This is a genomic window from Streptomyces lincolnensis, assembly GCF_001685355.1.
Lineage (GTDB): Bacteria > Actinomycetota > Actinomycetes > Streptomycetales > Streptomycetaceae > Streptomyces > Streptomyces lincolnensis.
In genome coordinates this window covers 5,655,811-5,673,526 of the sequence record NZ_CP016438.1, presented here as the reverse complement: position 1 = coordinate 5,673,526, position 17,716 = coordinate 5,655,811, and the positions used below count along the sequence as shown (strand labels likewise).

General features: G+C 72.1%; 19 protein-coding genes and 1 pseudogene. 10 read left to right on the top strand and 10 right to left on the bottom strand.

Going from position 1 to position 17,716, the window contains the following annotated elements:
* Nucleotides 1-6 precede the first annotated feature (6 nt).
* Together SLINC_RS25335 and SLINC_RS25330 are read right to left on the bottom strand one after the other, a co-directional pair.
* Nucleotides 7-1,467, bottom strand: coding sequence for an aldehyde dehydrogenase family protein (locus tag SLINC_RS25335; protein WP_067437436.1), 1,461 nt, complete (start codon nt 1,465-1,467; stop codon nt 7-9).
* A 112-nt stretch (nt 1,468-1,579) separates the two neighbouring features.
* The gene (locus tag SLINC_RS25330; protein WP_067437434.1) at nt 1,580-2,404 is read right to left on the bottom strand and encodes a helix-turn-helix domain-containing protein; all 825 of its coding nucleotides are present in this window, start codon (nt 2,402-2,404) and stop codon (nt 1,580-1,582) included.
* Between the two features lie 344 nt (nt 2,405-2,748).
* Here SLINC_RS25330 and SLINC_RS25325 point away from each other — a divergent pair, with 344 nt between their 5' ends.
* A complete protein-coding gene (locus SLINC_RS25325; RefSeq protein ID WP_079164721.1) occupies nt 2,749-3,255 on the top strand; it encodes an ATP-binding protein in 507 nt (168 codons plus the stop codon).
* 93 nt (nt 3,256-3,348) lie between these two features.
* Here SLINC_RS25325 and SLINC_RS25320 read toward each other — a convergent pair whose 3' ends face one another.
* The 5 genes from SLINC_RS25320 to rpmG all read right to left on the bottom strand — a co-directional run bounded on the left by SLINC_RS25320 (nt 3,349) and on the right by rpmG (nt 5,806).
* A complete protein-coding gene (locus tag SLINC_RS25320; protein ID WP_067437430.1) occupies nt 3,349-3,615 on the bottom strand; it encodes a DUF397 domain-containing protein in 267 nt (88 codons plus the stop codon).
* A 346-nt stretch (nt 3,616-3,961) separates the two neighbouring features.
* Nucleotides 3,962-4,201 carry a 30S ribosomal protein S18 gene (rpsR, locus tag SLINC_RS25315; protein ID WP_067437428.1) on the bottom strand — a complete coding sequence of 80 codons (240 nt, stop codon included), beginning with the start codon at nt 4,199-4,201 and terminating at the stop codon, nt 3,962-3,964.
* 7 nt (nt 4,202-4,208) lie between these two features.
* Nucleotides 4,209-5,387 (bottom strand): CobW family GTP-binding protein, encoded by a 1,179-nt coding sequence (locus tag SLINC_RS25310; RefSeq protein WP_067437426.1) that lies wholly within the window; start codon nt 5,385-5,387, stop codon nt 4,209-4,211.
* Complete coding sequence (locus SLINC_RS25305) at nt 5,387-5,635, bottom strand: type B 50S ribosomal protein L31 (protein WP_067437424.1); 249 nt, start codon at nt 5,633-5,635, stop codon at nt 5,387-5,389. The genes SLINC_RS25310 and SLINC_RS25305 overlap by 1 nt, the downstream gene beginning before the upstream one ends.
* A 6-nt stretch (nt 5,636-5,641) precedes the next feature.
* Nucleotides 5,642-5,806: a 50S ribosomal protein L33 gene (gene rpmG / locus SLINC_RS25300; protein ID WP_033321692.1), complete on the bottom strand. Its 165-nt coding sequence runs from the start codon at nt 5,804-5,806 to the stop codon at nt 5,642-5,644.
* 62 nt (nt 5,807-5,868) lie between these two features.
* On the opposite strand from rpmG, the gene rpmB reads away from it, so the two are divergent.
* From rpmB to SLINC_RS25280, 4 genes are all read left to right on the top strand, one after another.
* On the top strand, nt 5,869-6,105 hold the full coding sequence (gene rpmB, locus SLINC_RS25295) for a 50S ribosomal protein L28 (RefSeq protein ID WP_067437422.1): 237 nt from the start codon (nt 5,869-5,871) through the stop codon (nt 6,103-6,105).
* The gene (gene rpsN / locus SLINC_RS25290; protein ID WP_067437420.1) at nt 6,105-6,410 is read left to right on the top strand and encodes a 30S ribosomal protein S14; all 306 of its coding nucleotides are present in this window, start codon (nt 6,105-6,107) and stop codon (nt 6,408-6,410) included. Before rpmB ends, rpsN begins: the two co-directional genes overlap by 1 nt.
* A 53-nt stretch (nt 6,411-6,463) precedes the next feature.
* Nucleotides 6,464-6,985: a hypothetical protein gene (locus tag SLINC_RS25285; RefSeq protein WP_067437419.1), complete on the top strand. Its 522-nt coding sequence runs from the start codon at nt 6,464-6,466 to the stop codon at nt 6,983-6,985.
* Nucleotides 6,986-7,086: 101 nt separating this feature from the next.
* Complete coding sequence (locus SLINC_RS25280; protein WP_067437417.1) at nt 7,087-7,635, top strand: DUF4232 domain-containing protein; 549 nt, start codon at nt 7,087-7,089, stop codon at nt 7,633-7,635.
* Between the two features lie 18 nt (nt 7,636-7,653).
* Here the strand turns inward: SLINC_RS25280 and SLINC_RS25275 are convergent, their stop codons facing one another.
* On the bottom strand, nt 7,654-8,757 hold the full coding sequence (locus SLINC_RS25275) for a DUF2786 domain-containing protein (RefSeq protein WP_067437416.1): 1,104 nt from the start codon (nt 8,755-8,757) through the stop codon (nt 7,654-7,656).
* A 66-nt stretch (nt 8,758-8,823) separates the two neighbouring features.
* On the opposite strand from SLINC_RS25275, the pseudogene SLINC_RS25270 reads away from it, so the two are divergent.
* From SLINC_RS25270 to SLINC_RS25260, 3 genes and pseudogenes are all read left to right on the top strand, one after another.
* Nucleotides 8,824-9,196, top strand: a pseudogene (locus tag SLINC_RS25270) (LysE family translocator); the annotation flags it as partial.
* Between the two features lie 72 nt (nt 9,197-9,268).
* Nucleotides 9,269-10,000, top strand: a complete 732-nt coding sequence (locus SLINC_RS25265) for a Clp protease N-terminal domain-containing protein (RefSeq protein WP_067445697.1) — start codon at nt 9,269-9,271, stop codon at nt 9,998-10,000.
* Nucleotides 10,001-10,047: 47 nt separating this feature from the next.
* Nucleotides 10,048-11,724, top strand: coding sequence for a bifunctional 3'-5' exonuclease/DNA polymerase (locus SLINC_RS25260; protein ID WP_067437414.1), 1,677 nt, complete (start codon nt 10,048-10,050; stop codon nt 11,722-11,724).
* Between the two features lie 51 nt (nt 11,725-11,775).
* On the opposite strand, the gene SLINC_RS25255 is transcribed toward SLINC_RS25260, so the two are convergent.
* Together SLINC_RS25255 and SLINC_RS25250 are read right to left on the bottom strand one after the other, a co-directional pair.
* Nucleotides 11,776-15,093, bottom strand: a complete 3,318-nt coding sequence (locus SLINC_RS25255; protein ID WP_079165159.1) for an AfsR/SARP family transcriptional regulator — start codon at nt 15,091-15,093, stop codon at nt 11,776-11,778.
* A 447-nt stretch (nt 15,094-15,540) separates the two neighbouring features.
* Nucleotides 15,541-16,434 carry a glycosyltransferase family 2 protein gene (locus SLINC_RS25250; protein WP_107406668.1) on the bottom strand — a complete coding sequence of 298 codons (894 nt, stop codon included), beginning with the start codon at nt 16,432-16,434 and terminating at the stop codon, nt 15,541-15,543.
* A 200-nt stretch (nt 16,435-16,634) separates the two neighbouring features.
* On the opposite strand from SLINC_RS25250, the gene SLINC_RS25245 reads away from it, so the two are divergent.
* Entirely contained in the window at nt 16,635-17,081 is a 447-nt protein-coding gene (locus tag SLINC_RS25245; RefSeq protein ID WP_182449181.1) for a hypothetical protein, read from the top strand.
* Nucleotides 17,071-17,715 (top strand): hypothetical protein, encoded by a 645-nt coding sequence (locus SLINC_RS25240; RefSeq protein WP_067437407.1) that lies wholly within the window; start codon nt 17,071-17,073, stop codon nt 17,713-17,715. Before SLINC_RS25245 ends, SLINC_RS25240 begins: the two co-directional genes overlap by 11 nt.
* Nucleotide 17,716: the final 1 nt, after the last annotated feature.

The following is a 17,716-nucleotide window of genomic DNA, read 5'->3' as shown; positions in this document are numbered from 1 at the left end:
GCCCCGTCAGAACGGGAACCGGCTCCGTCCGTGCTGCACCGAGATCCACTTCAGCGTGGTGAAGGATTCCGCGGTCGACTCGCCGTTGAGGCGGCCGATGCCGGAGTGCTTCTCGCCGCCGAAGGGGACGAGGGGCTCGTCGTGGACGGTGCCGTCGTTGACGTGGAACATGCCGGTGTCGATCTGCTTGGCGAAGGCGACACCGCGCTCGATGTCACCGGTGTGGACGGCGCCGCTCAGACCGTACGGCGTGTCGTTGACGAGGCGTACGGCCTCCTCCTCGCCGTCGAAGGGGATGAGGAAGGCGACCGGGCCGAAGACCTCCTGCCGCAGCAGGGCGGAGTCGGCGGGGACGCCGGTGAGGACCGACGGCTCGACCAGGTTGTCGGTGGTGGTGCCGTGCACGAGGGCGGTGGCGCCCTCGGCGATCGCCTGCTCGACGACGCTCGACAGCGCGTCCGCCTGCGAGGAGTTGATGACCGGGCCGATGACGGTCTCGGGGTCGCGCGGGTCGCCCGTCTTCAGGGTCCTCACCTTGGCGACGAACTTCTCGGTGAACTCCTCGGCGACCGAACGGTCCACCAGGATCCGGTTGGCGGCCATGCAGACCTGGCCCTGGTGGACGTAGCGGCTGAAGACCGCCGCGTCGACCGCGTAGTCGAGGTCGGCGTCGTCGAGGACCACCAGGGCGCTGTTGCCGCCCAGTTCGAGGACCGAACGCTTGAAGTTCGCGGCGCAGACGGTGGCGACGTGGCGGCCGACCCGGTCGGAGCCGGTGAAGGAGATGACCTTGGGGACCGGGTGCTCGATGAAGGCGTCACCGATCTCCGCGATGTCGGTGATGACGACGTTCAGCAGACCGGCGGGCAGCCCCGCGTCCTCGAAGATCTTGGCGACCAGGGAGCCGCCGACGATCGGGGTGTTCTGGTGCGGCTTGAGGACCACGGCGTTGCCGAGCGCGAGCGCCGGGGCGACCGACTTGATGGAGAGCAGGAAGGGGAAGTTGAAGGGGCTGATCACGCCCACGACCCCGACCGGCACGCGGTAGAGGCGGTTCTCCTTGCCGTCGGTCGGCGACGGCAGGATCCGGCCCTCGGGGCGCAGCGCGAGATGGACCGACTCGCGCAGGAACTCCTTGACGAGGTGGAGTTCGAAGGCGGCCTTCAGCCGGGTACCGCCGAGCTCGGCGATGATCACGTCGGCGATCTCCTGCTCGCGCTCCTCGACGAGCCGGAGCGCCTTCTCGAACACCCCCCGGCGGGCGTACGGGTTGGTCGCGGCCCACGCCTTCTGGGCGCGGGCGGCGGCCCGGTACGCCTCGTCGACCTCGTCGACCGTGGCTATCGTGATCGACGCCAGCTTTTCGTTGTCGTACGGGTTGAAGTCGATGATGTCCCAGGAACCGGTGCCCTGGCGCCACTCACCGTCGATGTACTGCTGGGCCAGGTCGGTGAAGTACGACGACATGTGATCCCCAAATCGCTAGCAGACGCACGATCGACGTCACGGTCTGATCACGCGTCATCGTACTTGCGCGGCAAGCGAGTTGGGGACGCCGAGCGATGTTCTGGGGAGAACCCTAGGAGAGTTGGAGGAGACCGCGCAGAAGATCACGGCTCTCGTCCGGCCCCGGGCTGTCCTGCTGGAGCTCCTTGAGCGCCTTCTCGTACTGCGTGACGTCCTCGCGCTTGTCGAGGTACAGCGCGCTGGTGAGCTGCTCCAGGTACACGACATCCGACAGGTCGGAGTCCGGGAAGGACAGGATCGTGAAGGCACCGCTCTCGCCGGAGTGCCCGCCGAAGCCGAACGGCATGATCTGAAGGCGCACATTGGGCCGCTCGGAGATCTCGATCAGATGCTGGAGCTGACCCCGCATCACCTCGCGGTCGCCGTAGGGCCGGCGCAGCGCGGCCTCGTCCAGGACGATGTGGACGTCCGGCGCGTTCTCGTCGACCAGGTACTTCTGCCGCTCCAGGCGCACCCCCACCCGGCGTTCGACGTCGGCCTCGCTCGCGCCCTTCATACCGCGCCGCACGACCGCGCGCGCGTACGCCTCGGTCTGGAGCAGACCGTGCACGAACTGCACCTCGTAGGCCCGGATCAGGGCGGCCGCGCCCTCCAGGCCCACATAGGTGGGGAACCAGCTCGGCAGGACGTCCGAGTAACTGTGCCACCAGCCCGCCACATTGGCCTCCCGGGCGAGAGAGAGGAGTGACGTGCGCTCCTGCTCGTCCGTGATGCCGTACAGCGTCAGCAGATCCTCGACGTCCCGTGTCTTGAAGCTCACCCGGCCCAACTCCATCCGGCTGATCTTCGACTCGGACGCGCGGATCGAGTAGCCCGCCGCCTCACGCGTGATGCCCCGCGCCTCACGCAGTCGCCTGAGTTGCGAGCCGAGCAGCATGCGTCGCACCACCGATCCGGGCTCTCCCGCGCTCACGTTCGCCAGCCTCCCCAACCGTCTTCAGGGCCCGAAGTCTGCCACTAAAACACTCCGAGCAGTACTCGTCCGATTACAGAGATGGAAAGAAGCCAAAGTTTCCGCACAGGCCTGGGACAGGTTGTGGGAAGGAATGGGCAAGAGGTAGGGGAGAGAGCGGTGGAAAAAATGACCAACAAGCGGTACGGGAGGGTCCAATTCGGTCGCGTGCACGTGCATCTGCCCTTGCATCTGCCGTACGCATCAGAAACCATGGTCTCGCGCCACCGCTGCATCGCAACGACCGCGAATTCCCGGGAGTGCCACGCATGGCTACGAATGGATCGACCATGCTCAAGCCGTTACGGCAGGGCCTTCCCCCGCTGGATCCCGCGGCCGTCTCCAGCGCCGCCTCCTGCGCACTGCCCGCCCGCTACGAAGCGGTGCGCGAGGCACGGCAGTTCACCCGCAGAAGCCTCGACCAGTGGGAACTGGGCGACCGCTTCGACGACGTGTGCCTGGTGGTCTCCGAGCTCGTCACCAACGCCCTGCGGCACGCACTGCCCGCCAACACCCCGCGCCCGGCCGAGCAGAACGCGCCCGTGCGGCTGCATCTGATGCGCTGGACCGAGCGGTTGGTGTGCGCGGTGCGCGACCCCAGCGACGAGAGCCCCGTCGCACGCGACACCGACGACTTCTCGGCGGAGTCCGGCCGCGGACTGTTCCTGGTCGACTCCTTCGCCGACGGCTGGGGCTGGCACCCCCTCGCGGGCTCGCTCGGCGGCAAGGTCGTCTGGGCGCTGTTCCGCCTTCAGCAGCCGCCGTCGGCCGAGTGAGGCCCCCGGGCGCTTTTTCGCGCCCGGGTTCTACGCGCGTTACACAGCGCGAGACGTCGATCACCCCTTGTTACCGGGGGTATTACCGGTCGGTCAGCCCGCTATGAGGTGATCGAACTCGCCGTCCTTGATGCCCAGCAGCATCGCCTCGATCTCGGCCCGGGTGTAGACGAGCGCGGGACCTTCGGGGAAACGCGAGTTGCGGACGGCGACATCACCGCCGGGCAGCCGGGCGAACTCCACGCAGGAGCCCTGCGAGTTGCTGTGCCTGCTCTTCTGCCAGGCCACCCCGTTCAGCCGGGTGGCAGCCATGCCGTTGTACACGCCGGACGCGTCAACGTCGTACACGTCGTGGTCCACAGGTCGCTCCCCGGTGGTGCACTGGCTGGTGAGGCCATTGATGCCATTGAGACGGTGGTCAACTGATCCGGATCATAGCTCTGTTCATGTGCGGATGCATGGACAGATGCACTCGCAGATGCACGTGCACGCGGGGTGTTCCTGCGGTTACAGCTTGGGCGGGCGCTTTACCGGCATCGCGTGCTTCTCAGGGAAGAGACGCGTAAGAGCCCCATCCTGTTCCATCTACCGCTCTGCGTGCGCATATGCATACGCAGAGCAGGGCGACACCGTTCCCGAGGGGGAGCTCGGAAGGTGTCGCCCTGTTCTGCGTGGGGGCCTTGGGAGCCGGCGGCGGTGGGGGCCGTCAGCGGCTGGAGCTGGAGTACGGCAGCAGCGCCATCTCCCGCGCGTTCTTGATCGCCCGGGCCAGCATCCGCTGCTGCTGGGCGCTCACCCGGGTGACCCGCCGGCTACGGATCTTGCCGCGGTCGGAGATGAACTTCCGCAGCAGATCGGTGTCCTTGTAGTCGATGTAGGTGATCTTGGCCTGGTCCAGCGGGTTGGGACGGTTCTTGACGGGCTTGCGTTCGGGCTTGCGGGGCATGGCGGGGTCAGACCTCCAGGAGGGTGTCGAAGGCGGGCGGCAGCTGCTTCCAGGCGTCGCGGCCCGCGGCGTACTCGGCGTCGGTCAACAGGCAGGACTCCAGCAGCTGTTCGAGTCCGTCGCGGTCGAGCCCGGGGGACGTGAAGACCAGGTGCTGGCAGCAGTCGCCGTGCTCGGCGTGCCAGTCCATGGCGGCCGCGGCCCGGCGCACCGGTGGGACCATCTCCCAGGCCGCGTCCGGCAGGGAGGCGAGCCAGGGGCCCACGCTCTCCACGCACAGGGCGCCGCCGGCCGCGTCCCAGTGCAGCAGCACGTCCGGCTTGTCGGCGAGCCAGAACCGGCCCCGGCTGCGGGCGGCCGCGCAGGTGATGTCCTCCAGGGCCGAGTAGAGCCGCTCCGGGTGGAAGGGACGGCGGCGGTGCCAGACGAAGGTGGCGACGCCGTGCGCGTCGGCCTCGGCCGGGAGCAGGGCGCAGGCCGGGTGCTGGGCGGCCGCCGCGGCCTCCACGTCGAAGCCGGCGAGGGCGGCCCGGGCCAGCGGCGCCTCAGCCGAGCCGCGCCGCGGGTACCGGGTGCCCGCCAGGTCCGTCGGGTGGCCGCTCCCGATGGGGACCTGACGGGCGGTCGGGTGCAGCTGGGCGAGCAGCTCGCGGTCCTCGTCGTCGGCCTCCGGGGAGTCGGCGATCGCCAGGACGGGCGCGTACTCCAGCTGTCGGGCGAAGGTGTCGGCGACCGTCCGCTGGTCGGTGGCCGCGGCGGCCAGGCCGCCGTCGGCGAGGTCGTCGCCGTTGGCGAGGTAGGGCAGGACCAGCGCCGGGTCGACGGCGGTGATCACGCCGGTGACGGTGAGCCCGCCGGCCGCGACCACCTCCGCCATCGCCTTGGGCTCGACGGAGTCCCACAGTTCCACGACCGCGAGCCGGGTCGTACCGTCCTCGGCGAGCAGGAGCAGCTCCGGCACCAGGTCTTCCCTGAGCGCACAGCACGCGCAGTCGTTGACGAGAGGCGTCTCGCCCGCGGACAGGACGCCGTCGGCGTCGCGAATCGTCCGTACGACCGTGCCGGCCGCGGCCGTCGCCAGGTCGTGGTGGAGTACGACGCTGCCCGGGACGTCGGCGAGCAGCTGCTCGACGGCTGCCTTGCGGGCGTCGGCGTGCAGCCCGCCGACGATCACGACGGAGAGCATCAGCCCTTCTTTCCGTACCGGCGCTCGAAGCGCTCCACGCGGCCCGCGGTGTCCAGGACGCGAGCCGTGCCGGTGTAGAAGGGGTGGCTGACGTCCGAGATCTCGACGTCGACGACCGGGTAGGTGTTGCCGTCCTCCCACTCGATCGTCTTCTCGCTGGTCATCGTGGACCGGGTCAGGAAGGTGTAGTTCGCGGCACGGTCACGGAAGACGACGGGACCGTACTCGGGGTGGATGCCCTTGCGCATGACGGATCAGCGCTCCTCTCGGAAGTCGACGTGACGGCCGACCACCGGGTCGTACTTGCGCAGAGTCAGCCGGTCCGGGTCGTTGCGACGGTTCTTGCGCGTCACGTAGGTGAAGCCGGTCCCCGCGGTGGACCGCAGTTTGATGACCGGACGGAGTTCGTTGCGTGCCATGCTGCTATCTTACTGAAAATGAATTCCATTTACGACACCGGCTCAGGAGAGGTGCATCACCCGTGTCCGCCCACTGCATGCTGACCGGAGCCCAGCCCGGCTTCGGCAACCGCATCTCGCACTCCCACCGGCGCACTTCGCGCCGCTTCGACCCCAACATCCAGTCCAAGCGCTACTGGCTGCCGAGCGAGGGCCGCTACGTGCGGCTGAAGCTGAGCACCAAGGGGATCAAGACCGTCGACACGATCGGCGTCGAGGCGGCCGTGGTCCGGATCCGCGCGCGGGGGGTGCGTGTCTGATGGCGAAGAAGAGCAAGATCGCGAAGAACGACAAGCGCCAGGAGGTCGTCGCCCGGTACGCCGAGCGCCGGGCCGAACTGAAGGAGATCATCCGCCGCCCCTCCTCCACGGAGCAGGAACGGCTCGCCGCCCAGCAGGAGTTGCACAAGCAGCCGCGTGACGCCAGCGCGACCCGCGTACGCAACCGCGACCAGGTGGACGGACGGCCGCGCGGCTACTTCCGCACGTTCGGTCTGTCCCGGGTGAACCTGCGCGGGCAGGCGCACGCCGGGTATCTGCCGGGGGTGCGCAAGTCGTCCTGGTAGCTTGCTGCGGTCCTCCCGGCCACCGGGCCGACCGAAACAGCTTGGGAGCTTCCATGACGTGGACGTGGGCGACTTCGGGAACGCGTCGGCGGGTGCGGGTCGCAGCGGCGGCCGCGGGGCTCGCCGGCGCGCTCGTCCTGACGGCGTGCAGTGATGGTGGCGGCTCCGACGACAAGGCCTCGGCCACGCCCACCACGCCCACCGCGTCCGCCTCCGCGGACACGGGCGGCGGGTCCGGGTCCGGCGGCTCGGACGGCTCCACGGCCGCCGCCGGAAAGCTGGCCGGGAGCTGGGTCACCACCTCCGACGGCAAGATCGTGGCGCTGGTCGTCAACGGCAGCGAGGCCGGGCTCTTCGCCACCGGCGGCAGCGTGTGCAGCGGCACCGCGGGCGCCGACACGATCCGCCTGACCTGCGGGGACGGCAACAAGGACCGGGCCGACGGCACGGTCGGCTCCGTCAGCGGTACGAGCCTCAAGGTGACCTGGAAGAGCGGGCTCGGCACGGAGACGTACACCAAGGCGGAGGGCGGGTCGCTGCCCAGCGGGTTGCCTACGGCGAGCTTGGGGTCGTGAGGCCGCCACCCGGGGGGGGCGGCGACCGCGCTGGCCGCTTCGTGCGTGATGATCCTCACGTACCGCCGTTCCGCCGTCCCGCACGCTCCGGAGGACCCCCCATGCGCGCCACTCCCCTCGCCGTCACCGCCCTCGCCGCCGCCCTCCTGCTGACCGCCTGTGACAGCGGCGGGAGCGACGACAACGGGGGCGGCGGGAGCGGCGGCGGTGGCGGTGCCAAGAAGGGCGGGAGTGCCTGCGCGATCGGCACGATGGGGGTCGAGGTCGGCCCGGCCGACGTCGCGCCGGCCATCGGGGACACGGGCAACGTCCCCGTCTCCCTCACCAACCAGAGCGCGCCGTGCACCTTGGAGGGCGTCCCCGGAGTCACCCTCCAGGGCAGCACCTCCGTGCTGGTCGGGGCGGCCCCCGGCTCCCGGGCCGAGAAGCTGACCCTCGCCAAGGGCGAGAGCGCGACCTTCACCCTCACCTACGTCAAGGGCGGCGGCGCCGACGGCAAGAGCCTCGCCGCGACGACCCTGCGCATCGGGCTGCCCGGCACCGGCGACACGAAGAGCTTCCCGTGGAAGTACGGCGCGGTGGCCCTCAAGGGCGGCAAGCCGGACGTGCCGGACGCGTCGGTGGGCCCCTTCACGCGCGCGGGCGACTGAGGCCGGTCACGGCAGACCTCACCGCAGCGGCCGCCGGGCCCTGACCTGGGCCCGGTCGGCGGCCTCCGCGCCCTGCGTCCAGCCGGCCTCGTCGCTGACACCGCGCAGCCGGGTGGTGGTCGTCTCGGGGAACATGCGGTCCAGGCGGTCGGTCACCGCGACCTCGCGGGTGGCCAGGACCGGCAGCAGGTCCTCGCTCACCGGGGTCTCGGCGGCGGCGCGCAGCCGGGTGCCGACGCGGTGGGCGTAGGCCGCGAGGAAGGACTGCCTGAAGGTCTTGGTCCGCTTGCGGCCGCCCGCGCGCTGCGCCGCCTCCGCCTTCGTCATGGCGGACTGCGCCTGCACGAGCAGCGAGGTGTACAGGAGCTCGACCACCTCCAGGTCCGCCTCGAAGCCCACCACGGTGGAGAAGCCGAGTGGCTCGTTCCACACGGCCCGGCAGTGGTTGACGGTGGCGACCGCGTCCAACAGCACCGCCTTGGCCTGTTCATACGGCGGTTCGACCCCGATACGGCAGGCGCCGGGGGTGTCGTGCGTGGGCGCCCCGGCGTCGAGCACCGCCTCGTCGACACTGTGCCGGGCCATCAGCTCCTGCGCCTTGGCGGTGAGCGCCTCGGCCTCCTCCGGGAAGCCGGTCGCCTCCGCCTTGGCGAGGAGCGCGCGGATGCGGGTGAGCATGCGGGTGTCGCCCTGCTCCCGCCGCCCGCCCCGGCCGGGTTCCTCCAACGGCTCCAGCGCGGGCAGCCGTAGCAGCAGCCGGTACAGCTCCAGGACCGCGGTGGCGTACGTGAAGCGGTCGGGGCGGGGCGCGGTGTCGGGTGTGAGCGCGTCCAGCTGGGCCCTCCAGCGGGGGCCGCGCGGCCCGTCGTCCGACGCCTGTGCGCGGATCAGCTCCGACACCAGGCGCAGGTGTACGTCGTCCAGCTCGCGCCGCACGATCCGGACGAGGTCCGCTGGCTGCCAGCCGCGCCGCCAGACCGTCGCCACGAACTCCCGGCCGCGGCGCGCGAGTTCGGTGTCGCAGGCCGGGTCGGCGGCGAGCAGGGAGGCGCCGGTGTCGAGGGCGCTGTCGTCATCGGCGTAGAGGGCGGCCCGGAAGGCGCGGTCGACGGTGCTGGTCACGGGGCGATCGTCTCACCCCTCGAAAACCGGTCACCGGCCTCCGTCCCGGCTCCCGGCATGGCCCGCATGGTGGACATGAATCCGTACGTGGCGTTCCTGGTCGCCGCCTTCGCGCTGTGCGTCACACCCGGCCCCGACATGATGTTCATCGTGGCGGTGGGCGGGCGGGGCGGCCCCGCCGCCGGGGTGATGGCCGCGTTCGGCGTGGCCTGCGCCATGCTGGCGCACGCGGTCGCCGCCGCGTTCGGTCTGTCGGCGCTGTTCCTGACGCTGCCGACGCTGTACCGCGTGCTGCGCTGGGCGGGCGCGGCCTATCTGCTCCATCTCACCGTGAAGGCGTTCCGGGACCGGTCGGTGCCGGGCGAGGAGGGGGGGGCCGGCGGGACCGGGGATGCGGCGGGCGTTCTGGCAGGGGGCCGTCACCAATCTGCTCAATCCCAACGGGCGGCGGCGCCCAAGTAGAGGCAACCTTTGGTTGACACCCTTTCACTGTCAACCTAAGGTTGACAGCATGACGAACCCCGAGTTCACACCGTCCGTACGCCTCGACGACCTCATCGCGGCCATCAAGAAGGTGCACGCCGAGCCCCTCGAACAGCTCCAGGACGCGGTGATCGCCGCGGACCACCTCGGTGACGTGGCCGACCACCTGATCGGCCACTTCGTGGACCAGGCCCGCCGCTCGGGCGCCTCCTGGACGGACATCGGCAAGAGCATGGGGGTGACCCGCCAGGCGGTCCAGAAGCGGTTCGTGCCGAAGGAGTCGGCGGACCTCGACCCCAGCCAGGGCTTCCAGCGGTACACCACGCGCGCCCGCAACGTGGTGATGGCCGCCCACAGCGAGGCCGTCGCCGCCCGCAACCCCGAGGGCCGCCCCGAGCACCTCGTCCTCGGCCTGCTGGCCGAACCGGAGGGCCTGGCCGCCAAGGCGATCACCGCGCAGGGCGTCCTCCTCGACGCCGTACGCCAGGCCGCCTCCGCCGCGCTGCCGCCGGCCTCCGAGGAGGTCCCGGACCTCATCCCCTACGGCTCCGACGCCAAGAAGGCCCTGGAACTCACCTTCCGCGAGGCCCTGCGCCTCGGCCACAACTACATCGGCACCGAGCACCTCCTCCTCGCCCTGCTGGAGTTCGAGAACGGCGAGGGCGTGCTGTCCGGCCTCGGCATCACCAAGCCCGCGGTGGAGGAGAACATCGTGGCGGCGATCGCCAGGATCCGGGTGAAGTCCGACGACGAGAGCTGAGCCTCGTCAGGGGGCCGTTGTCAGACCCTGCTGCCACACTCGCAACCATGAGCGACCGGTGGGCTCTCGCGCCGGCCGAGGGCGGCGGCGTGGAGTTCGGCCCCCTCGGCCCCGACGGGCTGCTCGCCGGGCCCGTGCGCCGGGCGGCGGACGCCGCCGAGGCCGTACGGGGCCTGCCGGAGGTCATGCGCTGGGTGTGGCGGTCGACGCCCGAGACGTATCCGCGCCTGCTCGCCGCGGGGGTGCGAGTGGAGCGGTGCTACGACGTGGAGGACGCGGAGACGCTCCTCCTCGGCCACGAGGGCCGCTACGGCGAACCCCGGTCGGCGGCCGCCGCCCTGGCCCGGCTGCGCGGCGGCCCCGTCCCCAAGGACCCACCGCAGCGCTCCGCCGAACCGGGCGCGCAGTCACCCCTGTTCGAGCCCGAGGCCGCGCATCTGCCGCTCACCGACCTCGTCGAGGTGTACGCCGAGCAGCAGCGCCGCCATGACGCCACCGCGCACCCCGACCGGATGCGCCTGCTGACGGCGGCGGAGTCGGCGGGGATGCTGGTGGCCGCCGAGATGAACCGCGCCGGCCTGCCCTGGAGCGCGGAGGTGCACCGCCGGGTCCTGCACGACCTGCTCGGCGAGCGGTACGCGGGCGGCGGCGAGCCCCGGCGGCTGGCCGAACTCGCCGACGAGGTGTCCGCCGCCTTCGGCCGCCGGGTCCGGCCCGACCTGCCCGCCGATGTCGTCAAGGCTTTCGCGCAGGCCGGGATCAAGGTGAAGTCAACGCGGCGCTGGGAGATCGAGTCCGTCGACCACCCGGCCGTGAAGCCCCTCGTCGAGTACAAGAAGCTGTACCGCATCTGGGTCGCCCACGGCTGGTCCTGGCTCCAGGACTGGGTGCGCGAGGGCCGTTTCCGGCCCGAGTTCCTCGCGGGCGGCACCGTCACCGGCCGCTGGGTCACCAACGGCGGGGGCGCCCTCCAGATCCCCAAGGTGATCCGGCGGGCCGTGGTCGCCGACCCCGGCTGGCGGCTGGTGGTCGCCGACGCCGACCAGATGGAGCCGCGGGTGCTGGCGGCGATCTCCCGCGACCGGGGCCTCATGGAGGTGGCCGGCCGCGAGAGCGACCTCTACCAGTCGGTGTCCGACCGCGCCTTCTCCGGCGACCGCGCCCAGGCCAAGCTCGCCGTGCTCGGCGCGGTCTACGGCCAGACCTCCGGCGACGGCCTGAAGAACCTCGCCGCGCTCAGACGCCGCTTCCCGAAGGCGGTGGCCTACGTCGACGACGCGGCCCGCGCCGGCGAGGAGGGGCGGCTGGTGCGCACCTGGCTCGGTCGCACCTGCCCACCGGCGGCCGGGGCGGCCGAGGCGGAGGAGGCCGGCATCCCCACCGCCGAGGACGACTCCGAGGACCGGTGGATGCCCGGCCACGCCTCCACCGACGCCCGCGCCCGGGGCCGCTTCGCCCGCAACTTCGTCGTCCAGGGCAGCGCCGCCGACTGGACGCTGCTGCTGCTCGCCGCACTGCGGCAGACCTGTGCCGGGATGGCCGCCGAGCTGGTCTTCTTCCAGCACGACGAGGTGATCGTGCACTGCCCCGAGGAGGAGGCCGAGGCGGTCGTGGCGGCGATCCGGGAGGCCTCCGACCTGGCGGGCCGGCTGACGTTCGGCGAGACACCGGTGCGGTTCCCGTTCACGACGGCGGTGGTGGAGTGCTATGCCGACGCGAAGTGATCAGCGCGCGTGGCCGGGCGGATCGCCGGGCTGTTTGTCGGGCGGGGCGCCTCAAGGGGCGCCGGGCGGATCGCCGAGCAGTTCCCGCAGCTCCTGGAGCACCGCCGTGTCGTCCGTGCCCTCCAGCGCGTCGAGCGCCGCGCGCCACTGCTCCCGCGCCTCCCGGTGGCGCCCGCGCTCCCGGAGCAGAAGTCCCTCCTGGTGGCGGGCGAGAGCGCCGGTGTAGCGGTCGGCGCGGGCGTCCGCGCGGCCGAGCAGCTCGGCGCACTCCAGAGCGGCGCGTTCGGTACGGCCGAGCAGGCGCAGGGCGCGGACCAGACCGAGCCGGGTCTGCGACTCGCCGTGCCAGTCGCCGTGCCGCCCGAGGATGCGCAGGCTCTCCTCGAAGTGCCCGGCCGCCTCGGCCGGTTCGCCCAGGGTGAGATGGGCGTAGCCGATGTTGCAGTGCGCGGAGTGCTGCACGATGACGTTGCCGATCTCGTCGCCGATGGCGAGCGAGAGGCGGTGCTGCTCGATGGCGGCCCGCGGATCGGTGTGCTCGTACAGGTTGCCGAGGTGGCTGTGGGTCACGGCCTCGCCGTACCGGTCGTCCAACCGCCGTGAGTACGCGAGGCTCTGGCGCAGTGCCCGCTCCGACTCGGGGTGCCGGCCGAGGCTTTCGAGCAGCAGCCCGCGGTTGTTGAGGCACCGGCGGATCCAGGAGACCGCGCCGAGCCGCCGCCAGATCGCCAGGGCCCGGTCGTTGAGGTCGAGGGCGTCGCTCTGCCGGCCGGTCAGGAAGTGCAGGCCCGCGAGGTCGCCCAGCGCGTACGCCTCGGCCGCCTCGTCGCCCAGCCGCCGAGCGAGCCCCAGGGCGGCCTCCCCGAGCACCTCCATCTCGGCGACGCGGCCGCCGCGCTGGAGGTACGGCACGAGGAGGCGGAGCAGGGTGCAGAGGTGGGCGGCCGTGCGCTCGTCGGGCGCGTCCGCGTACCGCTCGACCAGGGCGACGATGTTCTCCAGCTCCGACTCGCCCCACGCGAAGGCCTCCTCGGAGGAGGCGAACGGCGGTACGGAGAGCACGTGGGCCACGTGCTCGGGCGGCTGTGCCGCGGTCGGTCCCAGGCGGTCGTCCCGTTCGAGGCCGGGTTCGACGATCGCGGTGAGGGTGCGCTCGGCGACGGCCGTGTACCAGCGCACGGCGGTGCGGGCGATGTCGGGGACATGCTGGGCGTCCGCCAGTTCGCGGGCGAAGTCGCGGACCAGGTCGTGCGGTGCGTAGCGGCCGTACGCCGACTCCTCCAGCAGGGCCACGTCGACGAGGCGGTCCAGGGCCTCCTCGGCACGGCCCTCGTCGGCGCCGAGGAGGCGGGCGACGAGGGGGACACCGTAGGTGGGGAGGTCGAGGGCGCCGATGCGGCGGAGGATCAGCGCGGCGTCGCGGTCGGTGCGGCGGCCCGAGGCGGCGAGCGCGTCGTGGGCGACGGCCAGGGAACGGCGTACGGACAGGTCGTCGTACTCCAGATGCCGCAGTCTCCCCTCCGTCGCGGCCAGTTGGTCGGCGAGCACGTCCGGGGTGAGGGCGTGGCGTGCGGCCAGCCGGGCGGCGACGACCCGCAGGGCGAGGGGGAGGCGGCCGGTGAGCTCGACGAGGGGGTGGGCCGCGTCGATCCCGTCGATCCCGTCGCCGTCGTGGCCGTCCGGGCTGTCTTGGCCGTCCCGGCCGTCTCCGCCGCCGCGTCCGGAGGCCGCCCGCAGCAGCGCCGCGCTCTCCTCGTGCGACAGCGGGGCGAGCGGGAAGCGGTGGGCGCCGTCGAGGGCGGTCAGCGGGGAGCGGCTGGTGACGATCACCGCGCAGCCCGCGCCGGCCGGCAGCAGCGGCCGTACCTGTGCGGCGCTCTCGGCGTCGTCCAGCACCATCAGCGTGCGCGTCGGTGCGAGCAGCGAGCGCAGCGACGCGGCGGCCGCGTCCGGGTGTTCGGGGATGCCGCGGGGGTCGGTGCCGAGGTCGCGCAGCAGTGCGGTGAGTGCCTGCGCCGCGGTGAGGGGGGTCATGCCGGGCGTGGCGCCGTGCAGATGGACGTAGAGCTGACCGTCGGGAAAACGTTCCCGCAGACCGTGCGCGGCGTGCAGCGCGAGCGCGCTCTTGCCGACGCCGGCCATGCCGCTGATCACGGCGACGGAGGGGGGTGCGGCGGGGGTGGGGGCGGCTGTGGGGTCGAGGCCGGGCGTGCGGGGGGTGAGGGCTTGGTGCAGGTCGTTCAGTACGGCCGCGCGGCCGGTGAAGTGGCCGGGGGGTGGGGGGAGTTGGGCGGGGCGGGGTGGTGGTTGAGGGGGTGAGGGCGGGGGGTCCTCTTCGCGCGTAGCGTCGGGGGTGGTGGCGGTGGCGGGAGCCGTGTGGGGTGAGGGTGCGGGGGCCGGCCGGCGCGCCGGGGTGGAGGTCGGTGCCTCGCTCGCCGTGCCGGGTTCGGACGCCGGTACCTCGCTCGCCGTCTCGGGGGCCACGCCGGAACCGAGGGTCTCCCCCACCACCGAGCCCACCACCGGGCCCACCGCCACGCCCGGCACCACGCCCCGCAGCACCTCGACGTGCGCCTCGCGTACCGCCGGGCCCGGTTCGATGCCGAGTTCCTCGACGAGGCGGGTGCGCAGGTCGCGGTGGACGGCGAGGGCCTCGGGCTGACGGCCGGTGCGGTGCAGGGCGAGCATCAGCTGACGGTGGTAGGTCTCGCGCAGCGGATGCTCGGCGGCCAGCGCCGCCACCTCCGGTACGAGGGCGGTGAGCCGGGGGCCGCCGAGGGCGAGTTCGGCGTCGTAGCGCCACTCCATGAGCAGCAGCCGTGCCTCCTGGAGGCGCTGCACGAAGGCGTATCCGCCCACCTCGGACGGCAGCCCGCTCAGGGGCGTGCCGCGCCACAGCGCGAGCGCCGCCGCGCTCTCGCGCACCACCCGCTCCCAGCTCTGCGCGGCGTGCGCGCCCCGCGCGGCTGCCATGTGCCGTTCGAAGACATGGACGTCCAACTCGCCCTGCTCGACGCGCAGCAGATAGCCGGGCGGTACGGCCCGCAGCCGCCCGGAGTCGTCGAGCAGCCGGCGCAGCCGGGTCACGTGGTTGTGCAGCGAGGCCTGGGCTGACGCCGGCGGAGTGCCACCCCACAGCGCGTCCTTGAGCGCATCGACGGAGACGGTACGGCCGGCTTCGAGCAGCAACGCGGCCAGCAGGGCGCGCGCCTTGGGGCTCCGCACGGTCCGGACGCCGACATCACCGGCCCGGACGCCGACATCACCGGTCCGGGCGCCGGAGCCACCGCCGCCCTCGCCCTCGTCGCCGCCCCGGCCGTCGTACAGCACGGGCGGCCCGAGCAGTCCGAACCGCAGTTCGTACCGCAGTCCGCACCCCCTCACGCCCCACTGCCTTCCCGCACACCGCGCCCGAGCACGCTCCGGGGAGTTCGTCGGAACCCCGCCGCTCTTGGCGGATTTCCGCCCTTCACACAGCGGTTTCCCGCCACACTCCCTTACGGCGGATTTCGCCGGAACCCGCTACTGTTCCGGCATTCACCGCCACCGTCCGGCGATTTCACGCCACCCTCACATCGAGCGGCCGACAGCTGAACGGGGAACTGTTGGCCACATGTTAGCGATTCGTTGGCGCCGCCTGATGTGATCACTACATCGGATCTGGCCCGAGGGTGCGCGCGTAGAACGCGCAACTCGGGGGAGTGTCGCCGTCGCGGCCGGATCCGAGGACGTGCGCGGGTCCCGGTCGACGAGGTGAACGGCCGGGACCCCCGTCCGCACCCCGTGCCGTGTCCGCGGCCGCGTTCCGTACCGGTGTCAGATGACGGGCGGTCGCCCCAGCCGGGTCAGCCGCCACACCGTCCCCCAGCGCATGGGCCGCCGTTCGCCCGCGGACTGCCGTACGCCTTCCACGAACCCCCCGAACCAGGCGCGCAGTCCGGCCGCCGAGCGCACCCGCAGCAGCGTGAGCAGCGTCCAGACACCCAGGTGCACCGGGATCAGCGCGAGCGGGAGGCGGCGGCGGACCAGCCAGACCCGGTTGCGGGCGTTGACCCGGTAGTAGATGGCGTGCCGGGCGGGCGAGGTCTTGGGGTGCTGGAGCAGCAGTTCGGGCGCGTACAGGATCCGCCAGCCCCGGTCGACGGCCCGCCAGGCCAGGTCGGTCTCCTCGTGGGCGAAGAAGAACTCGGCCGGCCAGTCCCCGACCTCGTCGAGCATCGCCGTACGGAAGGCGTGCCCGCCGCCGAGGAACCCGGTGACGTATCCGCCCCGCAGCGGGTCGCAGGAGCCGACGCGGGGCACGTGCCGCTGCTGTGTCTCCCCGTGCTCGTCGGCGATGCGGAAGCCGACGATGCCGAGGCGCGGGTCGGCGGCGAACAGGTCCCCCACGTGCCGCAGCACGTCGGCGTCGACCAGCAGTCCGTCGTCGTCGAGTTCCACGACGATGTCGACGTCCCCGAACTCCCTCAGCCGGGCCAGGGCCACGTTCCGCCCGCCGGGGCAGCCGAGGTTCTCGTCGAGTTCGACCGGCGTGACCTCGCCGGGCAGCGAGAGCCGTTCGGCGAACTCGGGCAGCGGGGAACCGTTGCCGACGATCACGATGCGGGTGGGCGGGAGGTCCTGCTTGGCCACGGACCGCAGCAGGGCGTCGACCTCGGCGGGCCGGTTCCCCATGGTCACCACGGCGACGGCGATCCTCGGCGCGCCCAACGTCCTCACCCCGCACCCATCACGCATCACACGGCCGGTCACTGAGTCAGTGATGCTAGCCGTTCACGATAAGGACGTCTTAAGTACGCTCCCACGCCCCGGGACCGGTCGGCCGCGAGGGGAATTTCACAAGAACCACCCCTGTCATCCGCCACGTCCTGATCTACGGTGCCACCAGTCACCTACGACGGGGAGAAGCCGTGGAGGACACAAGGACAGCGCTCGCCGAGCGAATCGCCGAGCAGAGAAGGGGAGCCGGTGACCCTCGCGCGCTGATCGGCGAGATGCGGCGCTCGGTCCTCCTGGTGCCGACGGCCGGTGGCGGCCTGTGGTCGGCGAGATCGGGCGGGGTGCGGTGGATCTGCGGATTCACCGACGAGACCGCGCTGGCCCGGTTCGCCCTGCACCACGCGCCCGGCGACCGGCCGATGGACTACGCGGCACTGCTGGGCGCACGCATCGTCGACGAGGTCGTGCCGTCCCTGGACGAGCCCGCCGGACTCGCCGTCGACATCGCCACCGAGGACGGGTCGATGTTCTTCCCGCCGGTCGTCGGTGTCGTCCCGGACGGCTCCGCCGTCGACGCCGACGCCGACGTCGACTCCGACTCCGACGAGACCGGGAAGGGGCGCGGCCATGGGCGGTGACGGGGCTGACGTGCAGTTCGACCGGGCGGCGGTCGCGAAGTTCACCCAGGGCGTGGGCGCGACCATCGACGCGCTCGGTGATCTCGGCGGTGCCACCGGCTCGGTCATGGGCAAGGGTTTCTCGGAGCTGTCGATGACCGGGATGGAGGCCGGGCACCACGGCCTCTCGGTCGACTTCGAGGACTTCTGCGAGCGCTGGGAGTGGGGAGTGCGCGCCCTGGTGAGGGACGCCAGCGCGATCGCGAACCGCCTCGGTCTGGCGGCGGGCACCCAGTGGGAGCACGACCAGTACGTCGAGGGCGCGCTGAAGGTGGGCGTCAACTCCGTGATGGGCGGCAACCCGCACGCCACCGAGGAGGAGATCACCCAGCAGGACTGGGGCGACGTGTTCACACCGGACGCCCTGAACCCGGACTACAGCGCCGAGTCGTTCGAGCAGGACGGCCAGGACATCGAGCAGACCTGGAAGGACACCGGCCGCACGGTCCTCACCGAGGGCCAGGGCGGGCAGCGCTCGGAGGTCCTCAAGGACACGCTCGGTGTCTCCGACGACCAGTGGAACCAGGCGCTGGACGACACCTTCGGCCCCTCGCCCGAGGAGCGCGCCCAACAGGACGAGTCCGGGGGGAACTGAC